At 59.1% G+C, this 18,461-nt stretch carries 17 protein-coding genes; all 17 read right to left on the reverse strand.

The genetic code is table 11. The features are described 5' to 3' along the window. Positions 1-12: 12 nt before the first annotated feature. The 17 genes from odhB to HCK86_RS00545 all read right to left on the reverse strand — a co-directional run bounded on the left by odhB (position 13) and on the right by HCK86_RS00545 (position 18,456). Positions 13-1,224 (reverse strand): 2-oxoglutarate dehydrogenase complex dihydrolipoyllysine-residue succinyltransferase, encoded by a 1,212-nt coding sequence (gene odhB, locus HCK86_RS00465; protein WP_176082517.1) that lies wholly within the window; start codon positions 1,222-1,224, stop codon positions 13-15. Positions 1,225-1,336: 112 nt separating this feature from the next. Further along, the gene (locus HCK86_RS00470; RefSeq protein ID WP_176082518.1) at positions 1,337-4,321 is read right to left on the reverse strand and encodes a 2-oxoglutarate dehydrogenase E1 component; all 2,985 of its coding nucleotides are present in this window, start codon (positions 4,319-4,321) and stop codon (positions 1,337-1,339) included. A gap of 179 nt (positions 4,322-4,500) precedes the next feature. Then, positions 4,501-5,406 carry a succinate--CoA ligase subunit alpha gene (gene sucD, locus HCK86_RS00475; protein ID WP_176082519.1) on the reverse strand — a complete coding sequence of 302 codons (906 nt, stop codon included), beginning with the start codon at positions 5,404-5,406 and terminating at the stop codon, positions 4,501-4,503. Positions 5,407-5,424: 18 nt separating this feature from the next. Next, entirely contained in the window at positions 5,425-6,618 is a 1,194-nt protein-coding gene (sucC, locus tag HCK86_RS00480; RefSeq protein WP_176082520.1) for an ADP-forming succinate--CoA ligase subunit beta, read from the reverse strand. Between the two features lie 58 nt (positions 6,619-6,676). Further along, positions 6,677-7,639 carry a malate dehydrogenase gene (gene mdh / locus HCK86_RS00485; RefSeq protein WP_176082521.1) on the reverse strand — a complete coding sequence of 321 codons (963 nt, stop codon included), beginning with the start codon at positions 7,637-7,639 and terminating at the stop codon, positions 6,677-6,679. A gap of 169 nt (positions 7,640-7,808) precedes the next feature. Further along, entirely contained in the window at positions 7,809-8,972 is a 1,164-nt protein-coding gene (zapE, locus tag HCK86_RS00490) for a cell division protein ZapE (protein WP_176082522.1), read from the reverse strand. A gap of 173 nt (positions 8,973-9,145) precedes the next feature. Then, entirely contained in the window at positions 9,146-9,742 is a 597-nt protein-coding gene (locus HCK86_RS00495; protein ID WP_176082523.1) for a protease inhibitor Inh/omp19 family protein, read from the reverse strand. A gap of 344 nt (positions 9,743-10,086) precedes the next feature. Continuing rightward, on the reverse strand, positions 10,087-12,174 hold the full coding sequence (locus HCK86_RS00500) for a hypothetical protein (RefSeq protein ID WP_176082524.1): 2,088 nt from the start codon (positions 12,172-12,174) through the stop codon (positions 10,087-10,089). A gap of 38 nt (positions 12,175-12,212) precedes the next feature. Then, positions 12,213-12,992 carry a succinate dehydrogenase iron-sulfur subunit gene (locus tag HCK86_RS00505; protein ID WP_176082525.1) on the reverse strand — a complete coding sequence of 260 codons (780 nt, stop codon included), beginning with the start codon at positions 12,990-12,992 and terminating at the stop codon, positions 12,213-12,215. Between the two features lie 16 nt (positions 12,993-13,008). Beyond that, entirely contained in the window at positions 13,009-14,850 is a 1,842-nt protein-coding gene (sdhA, locus tag HCK86_RS00510; protein ID WP_176082526.1) for a succinate dehydrogenase flavoprotein subunit, read from the reverse strand. A gap of 6 nt (positions 14,851-14,856) precedes the next feature. Then, positions 14,857-15,237: a succinate dehydrogenase, hydrophobic membrane anchor protein gene (gene sdhD, locus HCK86_RS00515; RefSeq protein WP_141148720.1), complete on the reverse strand. Its 381-nt coding sequence runs from the start codon at positions 15,235-15,237 to the stop codon at positions 14,857-14,859. 16 nt (positions 15,238-15,253) lie between these two features. After that, positions 15,254-15,643 carry a succinate dehydrogenase, cytochrome b556 subunit gene (gene sdhC, locus HCK86_RS00520; RefSeq protein WP_141148721.1) on the reverse strand — a complete coding sequence of 130 codons (390 nt, stop codon included), beginning with the start codon at positions 15,641-15,643 and terminating at the stop codon, positions 15,254-15,256. A gap of 476 nt (positions 15,644-16,119) precedes the next feature. Next, the gene (locus HCK86_RS00525; protein WP_176082527.1) at positions 16,120-16,509 is read right to left on the reverse strand and encodes a DUF1761 domain-containing protein; all 390 of its coding nucleotides are present in this window, start codon (positions 16,507-16,509) and stop codon (positions 16,120-16,122) included. Positions 16,510-16,612: 103 nt separating this feature from the next. Further along, positions 16,613-17,263, reverse strand: coding sequence for a methyltransferase (locus HCK86_RS00530; protein ID WP_176082528.1), 651 nt, complete (start codon positions 17,261-17,263; stop codon positions 16,613-16,615). Positions 17,264-17,277: 14 nt separating this feature from the next. Continuing rightward, complete coding sequence (locus tag HCK86_RS00535) at positions 17,278-17,511, reverse strand: hypothetical protein (protein WP_210259803.1); 234 nt, start codon at positions 17,509-17,511, stop codon at positions 17,278-17,280. Positions 17,512-17,720: 209 nt separating this feature from the next. Next, positions 17,721-18,155, reverse strand: a complete 435-nt coding sequence (locus HCK86_RS00540) for an EVE domain-containing protein (RefSeq protein WP_176082529.1) — start codon at positions 18,153-18,155, stop codon at positions 17,721-17,723. A 4-nt stretch (positions 18,156-18,159) separates the two neighbouring features. Then, positions 18,160-18,456, reverse strand: a complete 297-nt coding sequence (locus HCK86_RS00545) for a YciI family protein (RefSeq protein ID WP_176082530.1) — start codon at positions 18,454-18,456, stop codon at positions 18,160-18,162. Positions 18,457-18,461: the final 5 nt, after the last annotated feature.

Here is an 18,461-nt window from a genome sequence, read left to right on the forward strand (position 1 = left end):
TGCAATCAGGTTTCAGAGATCGAGAACCAGGCGTTCCGGATCTTCGAGGCTCTCCTTGACGCGGACCAGGAAGGTCACGGCTTCCTTGCCGTCAACCATGCGGTGATCATAGGACAGCGCGATATACATCATCGGGCGGATGACGATCTGGCCGTTGACGACCATCGGGCGCTCCTGGATCTTGTGCATGCCGAGAATACCGGACTGCGGTGCGTTCAGGATCGGCGAGGACATCAGCGAGCCGTAGATACCGCCATTGGTGATGGTGAAGGTACCGCCCTGCATGTCTGCCATGGAAAGCTGACCGTCGCGCGCAGCCTTGGCGAGGCGGGCGATATCGGCTTCGATCTCGGCAATCGACATCTGGTCGGCATCGCGCACAACCGGAACGACCAGGCCCTTGTCGGTACCAACGGCAACACCAATGTTGCAGAAGTTCTTGTAGATGATGTCCGTGCCGTCGATCTCGGCGTTGACCGCGGGCAGTTCCTTCAGCGCATGGGTGACGGCCTTGGTGAAAAAGCCCATGAAGCCAAGCTTCACATTGTGCTTCTTCAGGAACAGGTCCTTGTACTTGTTGCGCATTTCCATCACGGCCGTCATGTCCACCTCATTATAGGTGGTCAGCATGGCTGCGGTGTTCTGGGCATCCTTCAGGCGCTTGGCAATCGTCTGGCGCAGGCGGGTCATCTTGACGCGTTCTTCGCGGGCCGCATCTTCGACCGAAGACGGCGCGCGCGGCGCGGCAGAAGCCGGAGCGGCCGGTGCAGCCGTGCCCTTGGCAACAGCGGCGATCACGTCACCCTTCAGGATCTGGCCACGCTTGCCCGAACCGTCCACATCCGCTGCGGCAACATTCTTTTCCGCCATCAGCTTGGCGGCAGCCGGTGCTGCCGGCATTTCGCCCGTGGCAGCAGGCGCAGCGGCAGGTGCCGGGGCAGCAGCAGGCGCAGCCGCGGCAGCCGGAGCAGCAGCAGCGGCACCAGCGCCCTCGGCGATCTGACCCAGAAGCGCGTTCAGTTCAACCGTGTCGCCTTCATTGGCAACGATTTCGCTCAGCGTGCCGGCTGCCGGCGCCGGAACTTCGATGGTCACCTTGTCGGTTTCCAGTTCCAGGATCGGTTCGTCGACAGCGATCGCGTCGCCGACCTTCTTGTACCAGGTGCCGACCGTCGCTTCAGTAACGGATTCGCCCAGAGTGGGAACACGGATTTCAGTAGCCATTGTTTCAATCCTGAATTGACTGTTCTGTTTTAGCAGCGTCTTCCCGCCGCTGCAGAAAGACCGAAAGCCTGTAAAAGTCGGTCCCGGCATGATTGACCGGGACCGTTATATATCAATCGCCGAGCGCGTCGTCGAGGAAGGCGGCGAGCTGCGCCAGATGCCGCGACATCAGGCCGGTTGCCGGCGAAGCCGAAGCCGGGCGTCCGGTGTAGCGAACGCGGGTATGCTTGGCATCGATATGGTTCAGCACCCATTCCAGATAGGGCTCGATGAAGGACCATGCACCCATGTTCTTGGGCTCTTCCTGGCACCAGACCATCTCGGCATTCTTGAAGCGCGACAGCATGTTGATCAGCGCCTTGGCCGGGAACGGATAGAGCTGTTCGACGCGCAGCAGATAGACGTCGTCGATACCGCGCTTTTCCCGCTCTTCGAACAGATCGTAATAGACCTTGCCCGTGCACAGCACGACGCGACGGATCTTGGCGTCCTTCTGCAGCTTGATCGGGCCGTCCTGCTCGACCGCATCATCCCAGAGCAGGCGATGGAAGGCGGTTTCGCCTGCCATGTCGGCCAGGGTTGACTGCGCGCGCTTGTGACGCAGCAGCGATTTCGGCGTCATCAGGATCAGCGGCTTGCGGAAGTCGCGCTTCAGCTGACGGCGCAGGATGTGGAAGTAGTTCGCCGGCGTCGTGCAGTTGGCGACCTGCATGTTGTCTTCGGCGCACATCTGCAGCCAGCGCTCCAGGCGGGCGGAAGAGTGCTCCGGCCCCTGGCCTTCGTAGCCATGCGGAAGCAGGCAGACGAGGCCGGACATGCGCAGCCACTTGCGCTCACCCGAAGAGATGAACTGGTCGAAGACAACCTGAGCGCCATTGGCGAAGTCGCCGAACTGCGCTTCCCACAGCGTCAGCGCATTGGGTCGGGCCAGCGAATAGCCGTATTCGAAACCGAGCACAGCCTCTTCCGAGAGCATCGAATTGATGACCTCGTAGCGGCCCTGACCGGGACGGATATTCTGCAGCGGAATATAGCGGTCTTCGCTTTCCTGATCATAAAGGACCGTGTGGCGCTGCGAGAAGGTACCGCGCTCGCAATCCTGACCCGACAGCCGCACCTTGAAGCCTTCATAGACCAGCGATCCGAAAGCCAGAGCTTCGGCCATGGCCCAGTCAATGCCCTCACCCGTCTCAACCATGTGCGCACGGTTATCCATGAAGCGCTTGATGGTCTTGTGGGCGTGGAAACCTTCGGGAACATCGGACAGCTTCTTGCCCAGTTCCTTCAGTGTCTTCATCGGCACAGCCGTCTTGCCGCGGCGCTGCTCGTCGGCATTGTCGGCGGTCCGGAGACCCGACCATTCGCCATCGAGCCAGTCAGCCTTGTTCGGCTTGTAGGACTGGCCAGCGTCGAACTCCTGATCGAGATAGGCACGCCAGTCGGCCTGCATCTTGTCAAACTCGTCGCTCTTGATCAGCCCCTCGGCAATCAGCCGCTCAGCATAAAGCTCGGTTACCGTCTTGTGGCCACGGATGACCTTGTACATCTTCGGCTGCGTGAAGGCCGGCTCATCACCTTCGTTATGACCGAAGCGGCGATAGCAGAACATGTCGATGACGACGGGCTTGTGGAACTTCTGACGGAATTCGGTTGCTACCTTGGCGGCGTAGGTCACCGCTTCCGGATCATCACCGTTCACGTGGAAGATCGGCGCCTCGATCATCTTCGCCACATCCGAGGGATAAGGCGAGGAGCGCGAGAAGGCCGGATTGGTGGTGAAGCCGATCTGGTTGTTGACGATGAAATGAACCGTGCCGGCGACGCGATGGCCGCGCAGACCGGACAGGCCGAGGATTTCGGCAACGACGCCCTGGCCGGCAAAGGCCGCATCACCATGCAGCAGCAGCGGCATGACCTTGGCGCGCTCGTCCAGCGGCACGATCTCGCCTTCACGGCGGGTGGCGATGATATCCTGCTTGGCGCGGGCCTTGCCCATGACAACCGGGTCAACGATTTCCAGATGCGACGGGTTTGCCGTCAGTGACAGGTGCACCTTGTTGCCGTCGAACTCGCGATCCGAGGAGGCGCCGAGGTGATACTTGACGTCGCCCGAGCCTTCAACTTCATCAGGCTTGAAGGAACCGCCCTTGAATTCGTGGAAGATGGCGCGATGCGGCTTGGCCATCACCTGAGACAGAACGTTCAGACGGCCGCGATGCGGCATGCCGAGAACGATTTCCTGCAGGCCGAGCGAACCGCCGCGCTTGATGATCTGCTCCATTGCCGGGATCAGCGCTTCACCGCCGTCAAGGCCAAAGCGCTTGGTGCCCTTGTACTTGACGTCAAGGAACTTCTCGAAGCCTTCCGCTTCGATAAGCTTCTGCAGGATCGCCTTCTTGCCGTTCTCGGTGAAGAAGATACCCTTTTCCGGGCCCTCGATGCGTTCCTGGATCCAGGCCTTCTGCTCCGGATTGGAAATATGCATGAACTCGACGCCGAGCGTCGAGCAATAGGTGCGGGTCAGAATGTCGACCATCTCGCGGATGGTGGCGTATTCGAGACCCAGGACATTGTCGATGAAGATCGGACGGTCGAAGTCAGCCTCGGTGAAGCCGTAGGCCTGGGGCGACAGTTCGTTATAATCATCATCGGCCATGCCGGCGAGGCCGAGCGGGTCGAGATTGGCATGCAGGTGGCCGCGCATGCGGAAGGCGCGGATCATCATGATCGCACGCACCGAATCGCGTGTGGAGCGCAGCAGGTCTTCGTTCGAGAGCGAAGCCCCTGCGGCGGCAGCCTTGTCCTTGATCTTCTTTTCGACGGCTTTCTCAACCGTGCCCCAGTCACCGTCCAGCGCCGAGATCAGCTCGCCCTTCGGCGTGACGGGCCAGTTGGCCTTTTTCCAGGAAGCACCGGCGGCAGACTTCTTGACCGAAGCCGGATCGTCACCGAGCGACTTGAAGAAATCGCGCCATTCCTCGGAAACGGAGTTGGGATTGTCCTCATAGGCCGCATAGAGCTGCTCGATATAGGTCGCGTTGGCGCCATCGAGAAAGGACGTGAGGAGAAATTGTTCGTTGGCTTCCTGTCTTGCCATGTGCACCTTCGCGGACCAAACCGTCCGCCTCCCGCTTCAATTCGCTTTGCCGGCCTTATTGCCAGGCAAAACGGCGTGGGTTGAAAAAACCCGTTTTCCGGACCGTGCTTCAAATCCCGGAAAAAACGGTAAATGCATGGCGGAAATCATCCCGCCATGCCTATTCATCACAAAATGGTTCAGCCCTTGAGAACTTCAACCAGTGTCTTGCCGAGACGTGCCGGGGAAGGCGAAACCTTGATGCCGGCCGCTTCCATGGCGGCAATCTTGGATTCGGCATCGCCCTTGCCGCCGGAAACGACAGCACCGGCATGACCCATGGTGCGGCCCTTCGGGGCAGTCCGGCCGGCGATAAAGCCAGCCATCGGCTTCTTGCGGCCCTTCTTGGCTTCGTCGATCAGGAACTGGGCTGCATCTTCTTCAGCCGAGCCGCCGATTTCACCGATCATGATGATCGATTCGGTGGCATCGTCTGCAAGGAACATTTCCAGTACGTCGATGAATTCCGTGCCCTTGACCGGGTCGCCGCCGATACCGACAGCCGTGGTCTGGCCGAGGCCTTCATTGGTGGTCTGGAACACGGCTTCATAGGTCAGCGTGCCCGAACGCGAGACGATACCAACCGAACCCTTGCGGAAGATCGAGCCCGGCATGATGCCGATCTTGCATTCTTCCGGCGTCAGGATGCCCGGGCAGTTGGGGCCGAGAAGGCGCGACTTGGACTTTTCAAGCTTGGCCTTGACCTTCACCATGTCCATGACCGGGATACCCTCGGTGATGCAGGTGATGAAGGGGATCTCGGCTTCGATCGCCTCGATGATGGCAGCCGCAGCGCCTGCCGGGGGAACATAGATCACGGACGCATCGGCGCCGGTCTTGTCCCTGGCTTCGGCAACGGAGGCGAAGATCGGCAGTTCGGTGCCGTCAACGCCCGAGCTCCAGGTCTCGCCACCCTTCTTGGGATGAATGCCGCCGACCATCTTCGTGCCGTAATAGGCAAGCGCCTGTTCGGTGTGGAAGGTACCGGTCTTGCCGGTGAGGCCCTGAACCAGAACCTTGGTGTCTTTGTTTACGAGAATAGACATTTTTCGGTTCCTTCCAGATTAGCCGTTGATCGCCGAAACGATCTTCTTGGCTGCGTCGTCGAGATCGTCAGCAGCCGTAATCGCAAGGCCGGATTCGTTCAGGAGCTTCTTGCCGAGTTCGACATTGGTGCCCTCGAGGCGAACGACGAGCGGAACCTTCAGGCCGACTTCCTTCACAGCCGCGATCACGCCTTCGGCGATAACATCGCAACGCATGATGCCGCCGAAGATGTTGACGAGGATGCCCTCGACCTTCGGGTCAGCGGTGATGATCTTGAAGGCAGCAGCCACCTTCTCCTTGCCAGCGCCACCGCCGACATCGCAGAAGTTTGCCGGCTCCTTGCCGTAGAGCTTGATGATGTCCATCGTCGCCATGGCGAGACCGGCGCCGTTGACCATGCAGCCGATATTGCCATCGAGAGCAACGTAAGCGAGATCCCACTTCGAAGCTTCGATTTCCTTGGAATCTTCTTCCGTTTCGTCGCGCAGCGCCCGGACGTCATCGTGACGGAACAGCGCATTGCCATCGAAGGAAACCTTGGCGTCGAGAACGCGCAGACGGCCATTTTCCATGACGATCAGCGGGTTGATCTCGAGCAGGCTCATGTCCTTCTCGGTGAAGGCCTTGTAGAGGATCGGGAACAGACGCTCGGCGTCGTTCACGGCTTCACCTTCAAGCTTCAGCGCTTCGCAGAGCGTCTTGACATTCGAAGCGGTGACGCCGGTTTCCGGGTCGATCGCAACGGTGACGATCTTTTCCGGGGTTTCTTCGGCAACGGCTTCGATATCCATGCCGCCTTCGGTCGAAACGACAAAGGCTACCTGGCCAACCGAACGATCGACCAGCAGCGAGCAGTAGAGCTCGCGATCGATATCGGCGCCATCTTCGAGGTACAGGCGGTTGACCTGCTTGCCGGCCGGGCCGGTCTGCTTGGTGACCAGCGTGTTGCCGAGCATTTCGTCAACAAAGGTCTTGACCTCGTCGACCGACTTGGCCAGGCGAACGCCACCCTTGGCATCGGGACCAAGTTCCTTGAACTTGCCCTTGCCACGGCCACCGGCGTGGATCTGGCTCTTGACCACGTAAAGCGGCCCCGGAAGCTTGCCAACGGCAGCCTCGACCTCATCCTTGGTCAGGATGGCAACACCGTCAGCGACCGGTGCACCGTAACCCTTGAGCAGGGCCTTGGCCTGGTATTCATGAATATTCATACGATATCCGTCCTCTTAGAAAGGGATTTCGGCAATCACTTGGTTTTTGGAGCGGCACTTACTTCAAAGCAGGCGCGATTTCCTTGCAGGCGTCGCACAGGCCCTTGACCGCTGCGACAGACTTGTCGAACCCAGCCTTGTCTTCGCCATCCAGCGGAATTTCCACGATCCGCTCAACGCCGCCTTCACCGATGACAACCGGAACGCCGACATACATGTCGGAAACGCCGAATTCGCCGGAGAGGTAGGCTGCGCAGGGAAGAACGCGCTTCTTGTCCTTCAGATAGCTTTCAGCCATGGCAATGGCCGAGGCTGCCGGCGCGTAGTAGGCCGAGCCGTTCTTCAGCAGAGCAACGATTTCTCCACCGCCATTGCGGGTGCGGTCATAGATCGCTTCGAGCTTTTCGTTCGTGGTCCAGCCCATCTTGACCAGATCGGGAAGCGGAATGCCGGCAACGGTCGAGTACTGGGCAACCGGCACCATCGAGTCGCCATGGCCACCGAGAACGAAGGCGGTAACGTCTTCAACCGAAACCTTGAACTCTTCCGACAGGAAGTAGCGGAAACGGGCCGAGTCGAGCACGCCAGCCATGCCGACGACCTTGTTGGCCGGAAGACCGGAGAACTTCTGCAGTGCCCAGACCATCGCATCGAGCGGGTTGGTGATGCAGATAACGAAAGCGTTGGGGGCATACTGCTTGATGCCGGCGCCAACCGCTTCCATGACCTTCAGGTTGATGCCGAGAAGATCGTCGCGGCTCATGCCCGGCTTGCGCGGCACGCCGGCGGTGACGATGCAGACATCAGCGCCTTCGATGGCGGAATAGTCGGAAGCGCCGGAAAGCTTGGCATCGAAGCCGTCAACCGGAGACGACTCGGCGATGTCGAGCGCCTTGCCCTGCGGCAGGCCATCAGCGATGTCGAAAAGAACGACGTCTCCCAGCTCCTTCAGCCCGGCGAGATGCGCGAGCGTACCCCCAATCATTCCGGACCCGATAAGTGCGATTTTATTGCGCGCCATGAATGTATCCTCTGAAAAGTCATCCTAGACGAACGTCAATGTCCGCCAGTTTCGCAAAGGGGGATACATGCTCTTGTCAGGAAATTCAACCGGTTTTTCTGACATTAATAAATTCAAACGGTTAGATGCATTTTAGTTTACGTACACGTCAATCAAGATGAATTATCGGTCATACTCCTGCGTATTTTTCGTTGTGCAGTGCAAGATAATCAGAACTTCTCATTTCGAAAAGACGGGAAACCGTGCGGTCGAATTCAAACCCTTCTCTGCCTTTGCGTTCTGTCAGGAGGTCCTCCGGCATGACATCGGCCGAAATAACCGTACGGATGGTTCGATCATAAAGCGTATCGACCAGAATGATGAAGCGCTTGACCTCATTGCGCCGGTCGGCAGAGAAAACCGGCACATGTTCAATGAAGATTGTCGTGAACCGCTCGGTGATCGCCATGTAATCCGAGGCGCCGAGCGGCTTTTCGCAAAGATCGGCAAAGGTAAACCGCGCGATCCGGCCAACTGCATGGGGCACATGGACTTTTCGCCCTTTCATCGGTATCTCCACGGCGCCGCCTTCGCGCCCGCCGGTGAGAAAATGCCATCCGGCCTCGATCTGCCGATCGGTATCAGGCCCCAGCGGCGTCAGATAGACCGGACGCCCCTCGAACTTCTCCATGCGATAATCCGTATCGGAATCGAGCGTCGTCACGGTGACGTTCTGCTTCAGCACAGCGATGAAGGGCAGAAACAGACCGCGATTGAGACCATCCTTGTAGAGATCGTCCGGCGCGACATTGGAGGTCGCCACCAGCACACAGCCCCGCTCGAACAGGGCTGAAAACAGCCGCGAAAGGATCATCGCATCCGCAATATCGGTCACGGTGAATTCGTCGAAGCACAGCAGACGCGATTCGGCGATGATCTGGTCCGCAACCGGCGGAACAGGATCATTTTCCTTCGTCTCGCCGCGTTTCAGCTTCTGGCGATGGGCATTGATGCGCTCATGCACATCGGCCATGAACTCGTGAAAATGCGCCCGTCGCTTGTCGGCAACCGGCGCCAGCTCGAAAAACATGTCCATCAGCATGGTCTTGCCGCGCCCGACACTGCCATAGACGTAGAGTCCCGGCGTCACCGGCCGTTCGGACTTGCGCCCGGCCCGAAACAGCCGTTTCAGCGCGCCGCCGGTCTTTTTGGGCGCAGCCAGAAGCCCTGTGAGGACCGAATCCAGCTGTGCGGCAACGTCAAGCTGTGCCGGATCGGCTTTCAGGGCACCCTCTTGCGTCAGCGCTGCAAGGCGCATCAGAACCGTATCACGGGTCAATGAGGCTTCAGTCATGCGAAATCCGTTCACGTCTCCCGGCGTTCAAGACCATTGTCATCCGCGCCGCGCAAAGGCCGCGACTGGCGGGGCGCCTCCCACCCGCCATCCAGATCCGGATCTTCACCCGGCCGCAGCCTGTTGTTTTCATAAAGGAAAGCCCCATCGTCATGACGGGGCCGATACTCGCTTCAGCGCGACAGCGTCAGCTGCTGGCCGGTGCTTGAAAGGCCGCCGACGGCATTGGCTGCGGTCATGTAGAGCCGGCCGATCACATAGCCATTGGCATCCTTGAGAATGACCTGGTCGCCATTGATGCCCCAGGACTTCATCGACGTCAGCGGACCGGAACAGCCGCGCGTCCCACCACGCTGGCCGTCACCCAGATTGGTGAGCGTCAGGAACATGTCACAGGTCCCACCGCCATTATTGACTTTCCAGCTGCCGACAAGTGCCGAGGCCGATACCGGCATGGCACCGGGCGGCGGCGTGATATTATCCATGTCGCCGGCTGCGGCAACTTCTGTCGGCGCCGATGGCGCTGACGGGAACTGGGTATTGGGATCGACTGACGGTGCAGCCCCTGTCGTATTGTCGTAGGTGCCGTTTCCATAGGTTCCCGAAGATGCGCCGGGCGGCGGCAGGGAGCCGCTCTGAACCTGCCCCACAGGCTGGGCTGCCAGCGGCGGCGGCACATAGGCGGCATTGTTCTGATAGGACGTCCTCTGGCAACCACTGGCGGCCAGAACCAGCCCCACGGCAGCGGCGCCCAAAATCTTGTGATTCATCGATACTCACTCCTGATCGCCCTGACGGCTTGGCGGCTATCCATTTGCGTGCCCCATTCATATCCCGCAACAAAAGCTGGCGACAAGGGGGCTTGCCGCACAAAAGCGGCCTTTTGCGCCAAGAGCAAGGCCGGAGACGATCTCCAGAACCATCAATCGCCCGCAAATGAACACGGATGATCATGACCGGCGACGCGGCGCTGTGTTCGAACATCGGGCGATGAACTGGCATCGCCCGATGTTCCAAGGTCTTGTTTTCGCTGCGTCCGCTGAGCGAAAGCCGGCGAGCACCTCTTTGCCGACACATCAGGTCGGGTGAAGGGCCAAGCGGTCTGCAGCTTCCATCAGCGCGCGAGGGCCAGCGCCTCCCAGTGCGGCTGGCGCCCTTGGTTCACGGGGAAATTTGCCACCTCTTGACGCTGACCTCCCGCCTCCAGATCATCAGGCGCCACGCCCCTCAGGTCGTCGAGAATATTGCGCGCCTCCTCGGCAATCTCGTCGCTGTGGGCCGGCAGGCTGGCAACGGCATCAAGTTCTGCCATCAATTCCTTCAATATCGCATTGGCATCGTGAATTTCCTGACGTAACTGCCGGGATTGCCCGGCCATGTCATCATGCCGGCACATTTCCAGACGCAGTTCCGGCTCGTCGAGCTGCCTGATCATCTTCTGCAGCGCGGTCCTGGCTTCAACGGCGTGGCGCTGCATCTTCTCATCAGCGGGTGCAACGGATTCACGTTTCCAGAAGAAGACGCATTCCGGTATCTGCTGCAATGTTTTCTGGATGAGGCCATAACACAATATATTCTTGAGATAGCCGTCACCATCAAACGCGGATCTGATGGTCTGCTGCAGCGGTCCGGCGACGCCCACCTGCATGGTTTTTTTCGCCCAGAACCGCGATTGCGCGGACATATCGGACATCCATTTGCTGCGACCAAAATCGATCCCGCATTCCACCAGAGCGCCGGGAAGATGGATGGCACAGGCGCGTGCCAGTGCGAGCTCCGCCGGCATTCCTGATAGAACATTGGCTATCAAGTCGACCGAAGCCCCCGTCAGTGCGGTTGCCATATGCACCAGGATACTTTTGCCCCTGACGCTATCACGGAAGCTTGCCTGACCTTCTGCGGCACCGCCTTCATCCAGAAGGCTTTTTTCAAGCCAGGGCGACAAAATGCTGGCCACCAGACCGGGGATCAGATTGATAAGGCCGTCGCCAAGGAGGACACCCAGCAACGACGTTCCGGGCGGCAGATAAGCGCTGGTCATGAAGGTGCTGAAGTCACAGCTCTCCCCGCCACTTCCGACATCCACACCCTGGGTCACGGCACTTGTGGTTGCGCATTCCGTCGGACCTGTGGTCGTGCTTTCGGAAAGCATGGCTTTCAAAACATTCGCACAGACCCAAGAAGCAAGCGCGGCATAACCGCACTGCACAAGCAGACCGAGGCAGATCGTCGCTCCGGCCGCACAAGCGCCGCGCCCGAGGTAACCGGTGAATGTATGTCGCCACGTTGAACTCAGCGACCCCTTCAGCCCCTCAAGATCGCCGAACCCGCGATCAAGCAGCATCTGCTTGACGGCTATCTTGTCAGCTTTCAGCTTTTCAATATTCTTGTCAAAATCAGCCTTGTATTGAGACAGCGCCCTACTGACAGGACTGTCAGGGCGCAGTTTCGCCTGAATAGTGTTGAATTTCGACAGCAGCTCCGCCCCGCGCTGCGCCTGAAAACACGACAACCTTTCGGAGATAAGCTGCCCCTTAAAGAGATCATCGACGAGCACTTCCAGATGCGCGCGTGCCTTCCGCGCCGCTTCCGATGCCTGGGCCGCCTGTGCCATTTCTTCGGTACGAGGCTCCAGCCTGACAAGATCGTCCAATTCAGGCAGCAGTGCGATACGACCATCTGGCTCAGCATTGCTCGCCATCCGCTGACGGGCAGCCTCAGCCGGATTGGTTGAACCACGGGAACCATGCCTGACAGTGAGAGGCAGCGGCCTGAAGAGTTGCTGATCCTGCCGCGTTCTCCCCGCCGCGTTCAGTGCGGCGGGATCCAGAAGACGGGGGCCGGTCCGATCACCATTGCCTTGCCGGAACCCGCTCGGACCGGGCTCTCCCTCCGAGGCTGGATGGCGCGCTGCATTCCCCCCGTTTGATCTCGCACTTCCTCTGCGCGAAAGGCCGATGCATTGCGCACGCCCCTTTCCAGCCCCACTGCCGCCGCTTTCGTCAACAAGCGAGACAGTTCCAAGATCATAGCGCGAATGGCTATTACCAATCCTAGGCATTGAACTTCCCCTTTTATATTTATAATTTTCCTTACAATCTCCTTCTAGTTCGCCGCCGGCCAATAGTAATTTTGAAAAAACTGATAGTCTTAATGTTGGCATAAAAAAAACGCGGCCACAGGCCGCGTTTTCATCTTTCATAAGGCAGTCGCGCTCATGGCGCGACCGTGCCGATACTGTCAAACCGCGCGTTCGACCAACATCTTCTTGATGCCGGCAATCGCCTTGGCCGGATTCAGCCCCTTCGGGCAGGCCTGGGTGCAGTTCATGATCGTGTGGCAGCGATAGAGTCGGAAGGGATCTTCCAGATTATCGAGACGCTCGCCGGTTGCCTCGTCGCGGCTGTCCATCAGCCAGCGATAGGCCTGCAGCAGAACGGCCGGACCGAGGTAGCGGTCACCGTTCCACCAATAGGAAGGACAGGAGGTCGAGCAGCAGGCGCAGAGAATGCACTCATAAAGCCCGTCGAGCTTCGACCGGTCATCATGGCTCTGCTTCCATTCCTTCGCCGGTGCCGGCGACACCGTCTGCAGCCACGGCTCGATCGAGCGATGCTGGGCGTAGAAATTGTTGAGGTCGGGAACCAGATCCTTCACCACCGGCATATGCGGCAGCGGATAGACCTTGACGGTGCCCTTGACCTCATCCATGCCCTTGGTGCAGGCAAGCGTGTTGGTGCCATCGATATTCATGGCGCAGGAGCCGCAAATACCTTCACGGCAGGACCGCCGGAGTGTCAGCGTCGGATCGATCTTGTTCTTGATGTACAAAAGCGCATCAAGAATCATCGGCCCGCAATCATCAACATCGATATAATAGGTGTCGATGCTGGGATTTTCGCCCGTATCCGGGCTCCAGCGGTAAATCCTGAACTCGCGAAGATTCTTGGCACCATCCGGCTTCGGCCAGGTCTTGCCTTCTTTGACCTTCGAGTTCTTCGGAAGTGTGAATTCTACCATTTCCTGTTCCTCTCGATCAGTAGACGCGTGCCTTGGGGGCAATCTTCTTGATGTCGATGCCGTCGGCGATGAGGTCCGTGTGGACCGGACGATATTTGAGCGTCACATCGCCTTGCGGGCTGACCCAGGACAGCGTGTGCTTGCGCCAGTTTTCATCGTCACGTCCGGCGAAAGGACCGTCGACATAATCTTCACGCGCATGTGCGCCGCGGCTTTCCTTGCGGGCTTCCGCGCCGAAGACCGTGGTGATGGCGCAGGCCATCAGGTTTTCCAGCTCCAGCGTTTCCACCAGGTCGGAATTCCAGATCATCGAACGGTCGGTAACCTTGACGTCCGGCAGCTCCTTCCAGATCTCGCTGATCCGGCGGCAACCGGCCTCAAGCGATTCCTGGGTACGGAACACGGCTGCGTCTTCCTGCATGGCGCGCTGCATCTTGTCACGCAGCACCGCAGTCGGCTGCGAGCCGGCGGCGAAGCGAATGCGATCAAAGCGTTCCATGATCTTGTCGCAGGCGTCAACATTGAGCGCCGGAATGGGCGCGTCTTTGTCGATCACCTGACCGGCGCGGATGGCGGCGGCACGGCCGAAGACAACGAGGTCGATCAGCGAGTTGGAGCCCAGACGGTTGGCACCGTGAACCGATGCGCAGCCAGCTTCGCCAACAGCCATCAGGCCGGGAGCAACGCGTTCGGGGTTCTCCGGATCGGCGTTCAGCACTTCACCCCAGTAATTGGTCGGAATACCGCCCATATTGTAGTGAACGGTCGGCAGAACCGGGATCGGCTCGCGGGTCACATCAACACCGGCGAAAATCTTGGCGCTTTCGGAAATGCCGGGAAGGCGTTCCGCCAGGATTGCCGGATCAAGGTGATCGAGATGCAGGAAGATGTGATCCTTGTTCTTGCCGACGCCGCGGCCCTCACGGATTTCCATCGTCATGCAACGCGAGACAACGTCACGCGACGCCAGATCCTTGGCCGACGGTGCGTAGCGCTCCATGAAGCGCTCACCCTCGGAATTGGTCAGGTATCCGCCTTCACCGCGCGCACCCTCGGTAATCAGGCAGCCCGCGCCGTAAATGCCGGTCGGGTGGAACTGAACGAACTCCATATCCTGCAGCGGCAGGCCGGCGCGGGCGATCATGCCGGCGCCATCACCCGTGCAGGTGTGGGCAGAGGTTGCCGAGAAGAAGGCACGGCCATAACCGCCGGTGGCGAGGACCACCATCTTGGCGGAGAAACGATGGATCGTGCCGTCATCAAGGTTCCAGGCAACAACGCCGGTGCAGACGCCATCATCGCTCATGATCAGATCGAGCGCGAAATATTCGATGAAGAATTCGGCGTTGTTTTTCAGCGACTGGCCGTAAAGCGTGTGCAGAATGGCATGCCCGGTACGGTCGGCGGCGGCGCAGGTGCGCTGGACCGGCGGGCCATCGCCATAATTCTGCATATGGCCGCCGAAGGGGCGCTGATAGATCTTGCCTTCCTCGTTACGCGAGAAGGGCACGCCATAATGTTCCAGCTCGTAAACGGCCTTTGGCGCTTCCATGACCATATACTGCATGGCATCGACATCGCCGAGCCAGTCGGAGCCCTTGACGGTATCGTAAAGGTGCCACTGCCAGCAGTCCGGCGTCATATTCGTGAGCGATGCGGCGATGCCGCCCTGGGCGGCAACCGTATGCGAGCGGGTCGGGAAAACCTTGGTGATGCAGGCCGTTTTGAAGCCCTGCTCAGCCATGCCAAGTGTAGCGCGCAGACCGGATCCGCCGGCGCCGACAACAATCACATCATAGGAGTGATCGACATATGTGTAGGCCTTGCCGCCCTTTTCGTCAGATTTAGGTGTAGCCATTTGTGATCACCCCATAAATGCAATCTTCACGATGGACAGCAGACAGAGCGCGCCGATCAGAACCATGAAGCAAGTGTTTGCCATCAAGAGAAGAAACTTGATGAGATCGTTGTGAACGTAGTCGACGATGATTTCCTGCATGCCGATGTGAACGTGAAACAGTCCGGCAATAACCATCAGACCCATCAGGGTCGCGACAAACGGATTGGAAAGACCCGCGATAACCTCGGCATAGGGTGCCCCGGCATAGCGGATCAGGAAAATGAAGAAAAAGACCGTCAGCGGCACGAGGGCAAGCGCAGTCATACGCTGAACCCAGAAATGGTCAGTCCCCTTGCGCGAGGTCCCCAGACCGCGAACCTTCTTGAGCGGTGTGCGCATATCCATGGATCGATCCCCTCACTCAGATGGCCAGGCCAACGATCCAGATCACCAGGGTCAGACAGACCGAAGCAACCGGAAGCGCGACCGCGACCTTGGTGGAAAAATGCTTTTCAAGCCCGTAGCCCATATCCCAGCCGAAATGGCGGAGGCCACCGAGAAGATGGTGAACCAGAGCCCAGGTGTAGCCAAACAGGATCAGCAGCCCGAGCCAGGAACCGAAGAACCAGTTGACGATGTCGAAAGCCCCCTCGCCCGATGCCGCGGCAATCAGCCAGGCAGCAAGCAGAATGGTGCCGAAATACATCGCCGCACCGGTAATGCGGTGCAAGGTCGACATGATCATCGTCGGGATGAATTTGTAAACTTGAAGATGCGGCGACAAAGGCCGATTGCTGGTTGGACTGGCCATCAAAACCTCGCGGCGTTTTTAAAAGGCGCATTTCCGGGCATTCGCTAGCCAGATCAGCCGAACCGGACAGAACCGGGTGTCGTGGCGCGCGGTGCCAATGCTCTGTGGTGGTTTACTCATCACAAGCGCCTGCGACAAGCCCAATTGCCCCCCTCTGGCGATTTAATCGGTTTGACGGATGCCAGTTTCAGCTTGAAGGTTGGTACGGAGACGCGAGTTACGACCAAAGTTGCACAAAAAAACGCCGAGATCCATGCGCATCGTTAAGTTTCAATGATTTAAGTTGTCTTTTAAAATCAAGATAAATCAGGGAGTTGGAACATCGCAGCCGGCATTGCCATTTCTTTAGTCATCAAACGGGGCTGGCCGCGACTCAGTGCCAAGACAGCCTGAAAGCGGTATCTGGCTGCCAGTGTCCTGCACCGCAGTCTGGCGTTCGTCAGTTCGGCAACGCCACAGCATCGGTCAAAACGGCATCAGTGGAAGAAGCCGATCATGACCCCCATGATCGCAGCCGAACCGATCCACTGCGCTGCATCAAGCAGAAAAAGGAGAACAGGCCGTTCGTGACGACCTGGATGGGCAGCCATGGCGGTGATCCCAAACCCCAGACCGGCAAAGACCGACCAGCCAATGCCACCGGCAAAGGTCAGCGCCGAAGGGCCGAGCCGGTAGAGCAGAACCGAGAGAAAGATGGCCATGACCAGTTTGGCGGCGGCGTCCCGTATGAGGGCGCGGCAACCGGACGGCCTTTCAGTCAACCCCGCGCCGTCCAGCTGCACCCGCAGCCGCCCAAAGACGAGATGATAAAGGCCACCGAAAAGGAGCGTCGCTGACGTGGCCGCAACGATGCCGATAGCGATCATTAAAAGCAGAGCCGCCCCCGAGAAAAACAACCATAGGATTACGTGAATCCGGAACGAACTGCAATCCCTACATGTACTACAAGTGAAATTGTCACTGTCAGTCTCAGCTCTGCGACTGAATAGTCCAGACAGTGGTATTCTTGATCTCGCTATCCTCCAGCATCCGCGTGACAGGCACCTGATAGCTGGCGAGCGCGACCAGCCCCGCCTTCGGCAGATAGGCCCGCCCCGGATCACCGATCAGCACCATCACGCCGTCCGCCGCCAGATCGCGGAACCAGGGCAGAAGCCTTGCGGCAAATTCCCGGTCATAAAAGACATCGCCGGCGAGCAGCACGTCGGCGTCGGGACGCGTGCCGATCAGATCGTCCGTGCCGATATCCAGCGTGACGTCATTCAGCGCGGCGTTCAGCGCCAGGGCCGACGCTGACCAGCGATCGATATCGACAGCCAGAACCGAGGCAGCACCGGCCTTGGCTGCGGCGATCGCCACCAGCCCGGAGCCGGAGGCAAAATCGACGACCCGCTTGCCCGCAACGACAGTCGGATGATCAAGAACATAGCGCGAAAGCCCCTGCCCACCGGCCCAGGCAAAGGCCCAGAATGGCGGCGGCAGGCCGATCTCCTGCAGTTCCTCTTCGGTTTTCAGCCAGAGATCATGCACCTCACTGGCCAGCCGCAGCCGGATCTCAGGCACATGCGGCGGGGCGAGAATATCGGTATTGTCGAGAATGAAGCGGTCAGCGTCTCGCACCGGAGCACCCGGCCTCAGTCACGGTCAACGCGCGGCCAGCGGGTCGTCGCCATGACCCAAAGCCCGATGATATTGCCGAGCGGGACAAAGCAGAGCAGCACCCAGAAGCCGGAAAAGCCCATGCGCCGCAGGATCTTTGCCACCGGCCAGCCAAAGATCAGCCACCAGAAGACAAAGAAAATGGCCAGCTGCCAGACGCCGAAATGCGCCAGCATCCAGTAACTGTCGGAATATCCATGCCCGTTCACGGTCTTATCTCCTTGTCGGCTGAACCTGCATGCAGGTCTGACGCTCTGACGTGTTGAAACTGCGCATCGTGCCTTGCGGAAAGCAAAACCGTTTTCCATGCCGCTGCGCCGGAGCGTTTCCGCTTCTATGCGAATCGCGAAAGCGCTCTATCTCGCCATTTTTACACGTTTCCCGGCTGAAAACGGCATCCGCTTTTCGAGAAACGGCGCTAATCCGCCAGCGGCGGATTGTCGAGACCGCCCATGCGGCAGACTTCCAGCCATTCGTCCCTGGTCACCGGCTGCACGGAAAGCCGCATCGAGGTGACCAGCGACATCTCGGCAAGCTTCGGATTGGCCTTCACATCCTTCAGCGTCACCGGCTTTGGGACCCCGGTCACGGCGCGGATATCGACACATTCCCAGCGCGGGTCATCCGTCGTCGAATCGTGGTGCGCAAGCGCGCAGACTTCGCAGATACCGACAACTTCCAGCCCCTCATTGGAGTGATAGAAGAAGCCCTTGTCGCCGATCTTCATCGCCCGCATATTGTTGCGTGCGAGATAGTTGCGCACCCCATCCCATTCCTCGCCGTCGGCTCCCTTGGCCTTCAGCATTTCCCAGGAAAACTTGAACGGTTCGGATTTGAAAAGCCAGTAGGCCAAAGGATCACGCCTCCTCGGGATTGTTGTAGAGCCACTTGAAGGGACGCACTTCCGTCTTTGCGAAAAGCCCCGCCTTGGCATAGGGATCTTCAGCGGCAAGCGCTTCGGCATCGGCCTGACTGCCGGCTTCGATCAGAAGCATCGAACCACAGGATTTGCCCTCGTCATCCAGGAACGGCCCGGCGATCTTCAAGATGCCGTCGGCATTGAGCCTGTCGACCCAGGCGAGATGGGCCGGACGTGTTTCCATACGGACGGAAAGATGGTCAGGCTTGTCGGTGCAGAGCACGGCATAGATCATGATTT

Origin of the sequence: Martelella sp. HB161492 (assembly GCF_013184775.1) — a bacterium.
Classification (GTDB): Bacteria; Pseudomonadota; Alphaproteobacteria; order Rhizobiales; family Rhizobiaceae; genus Martelella.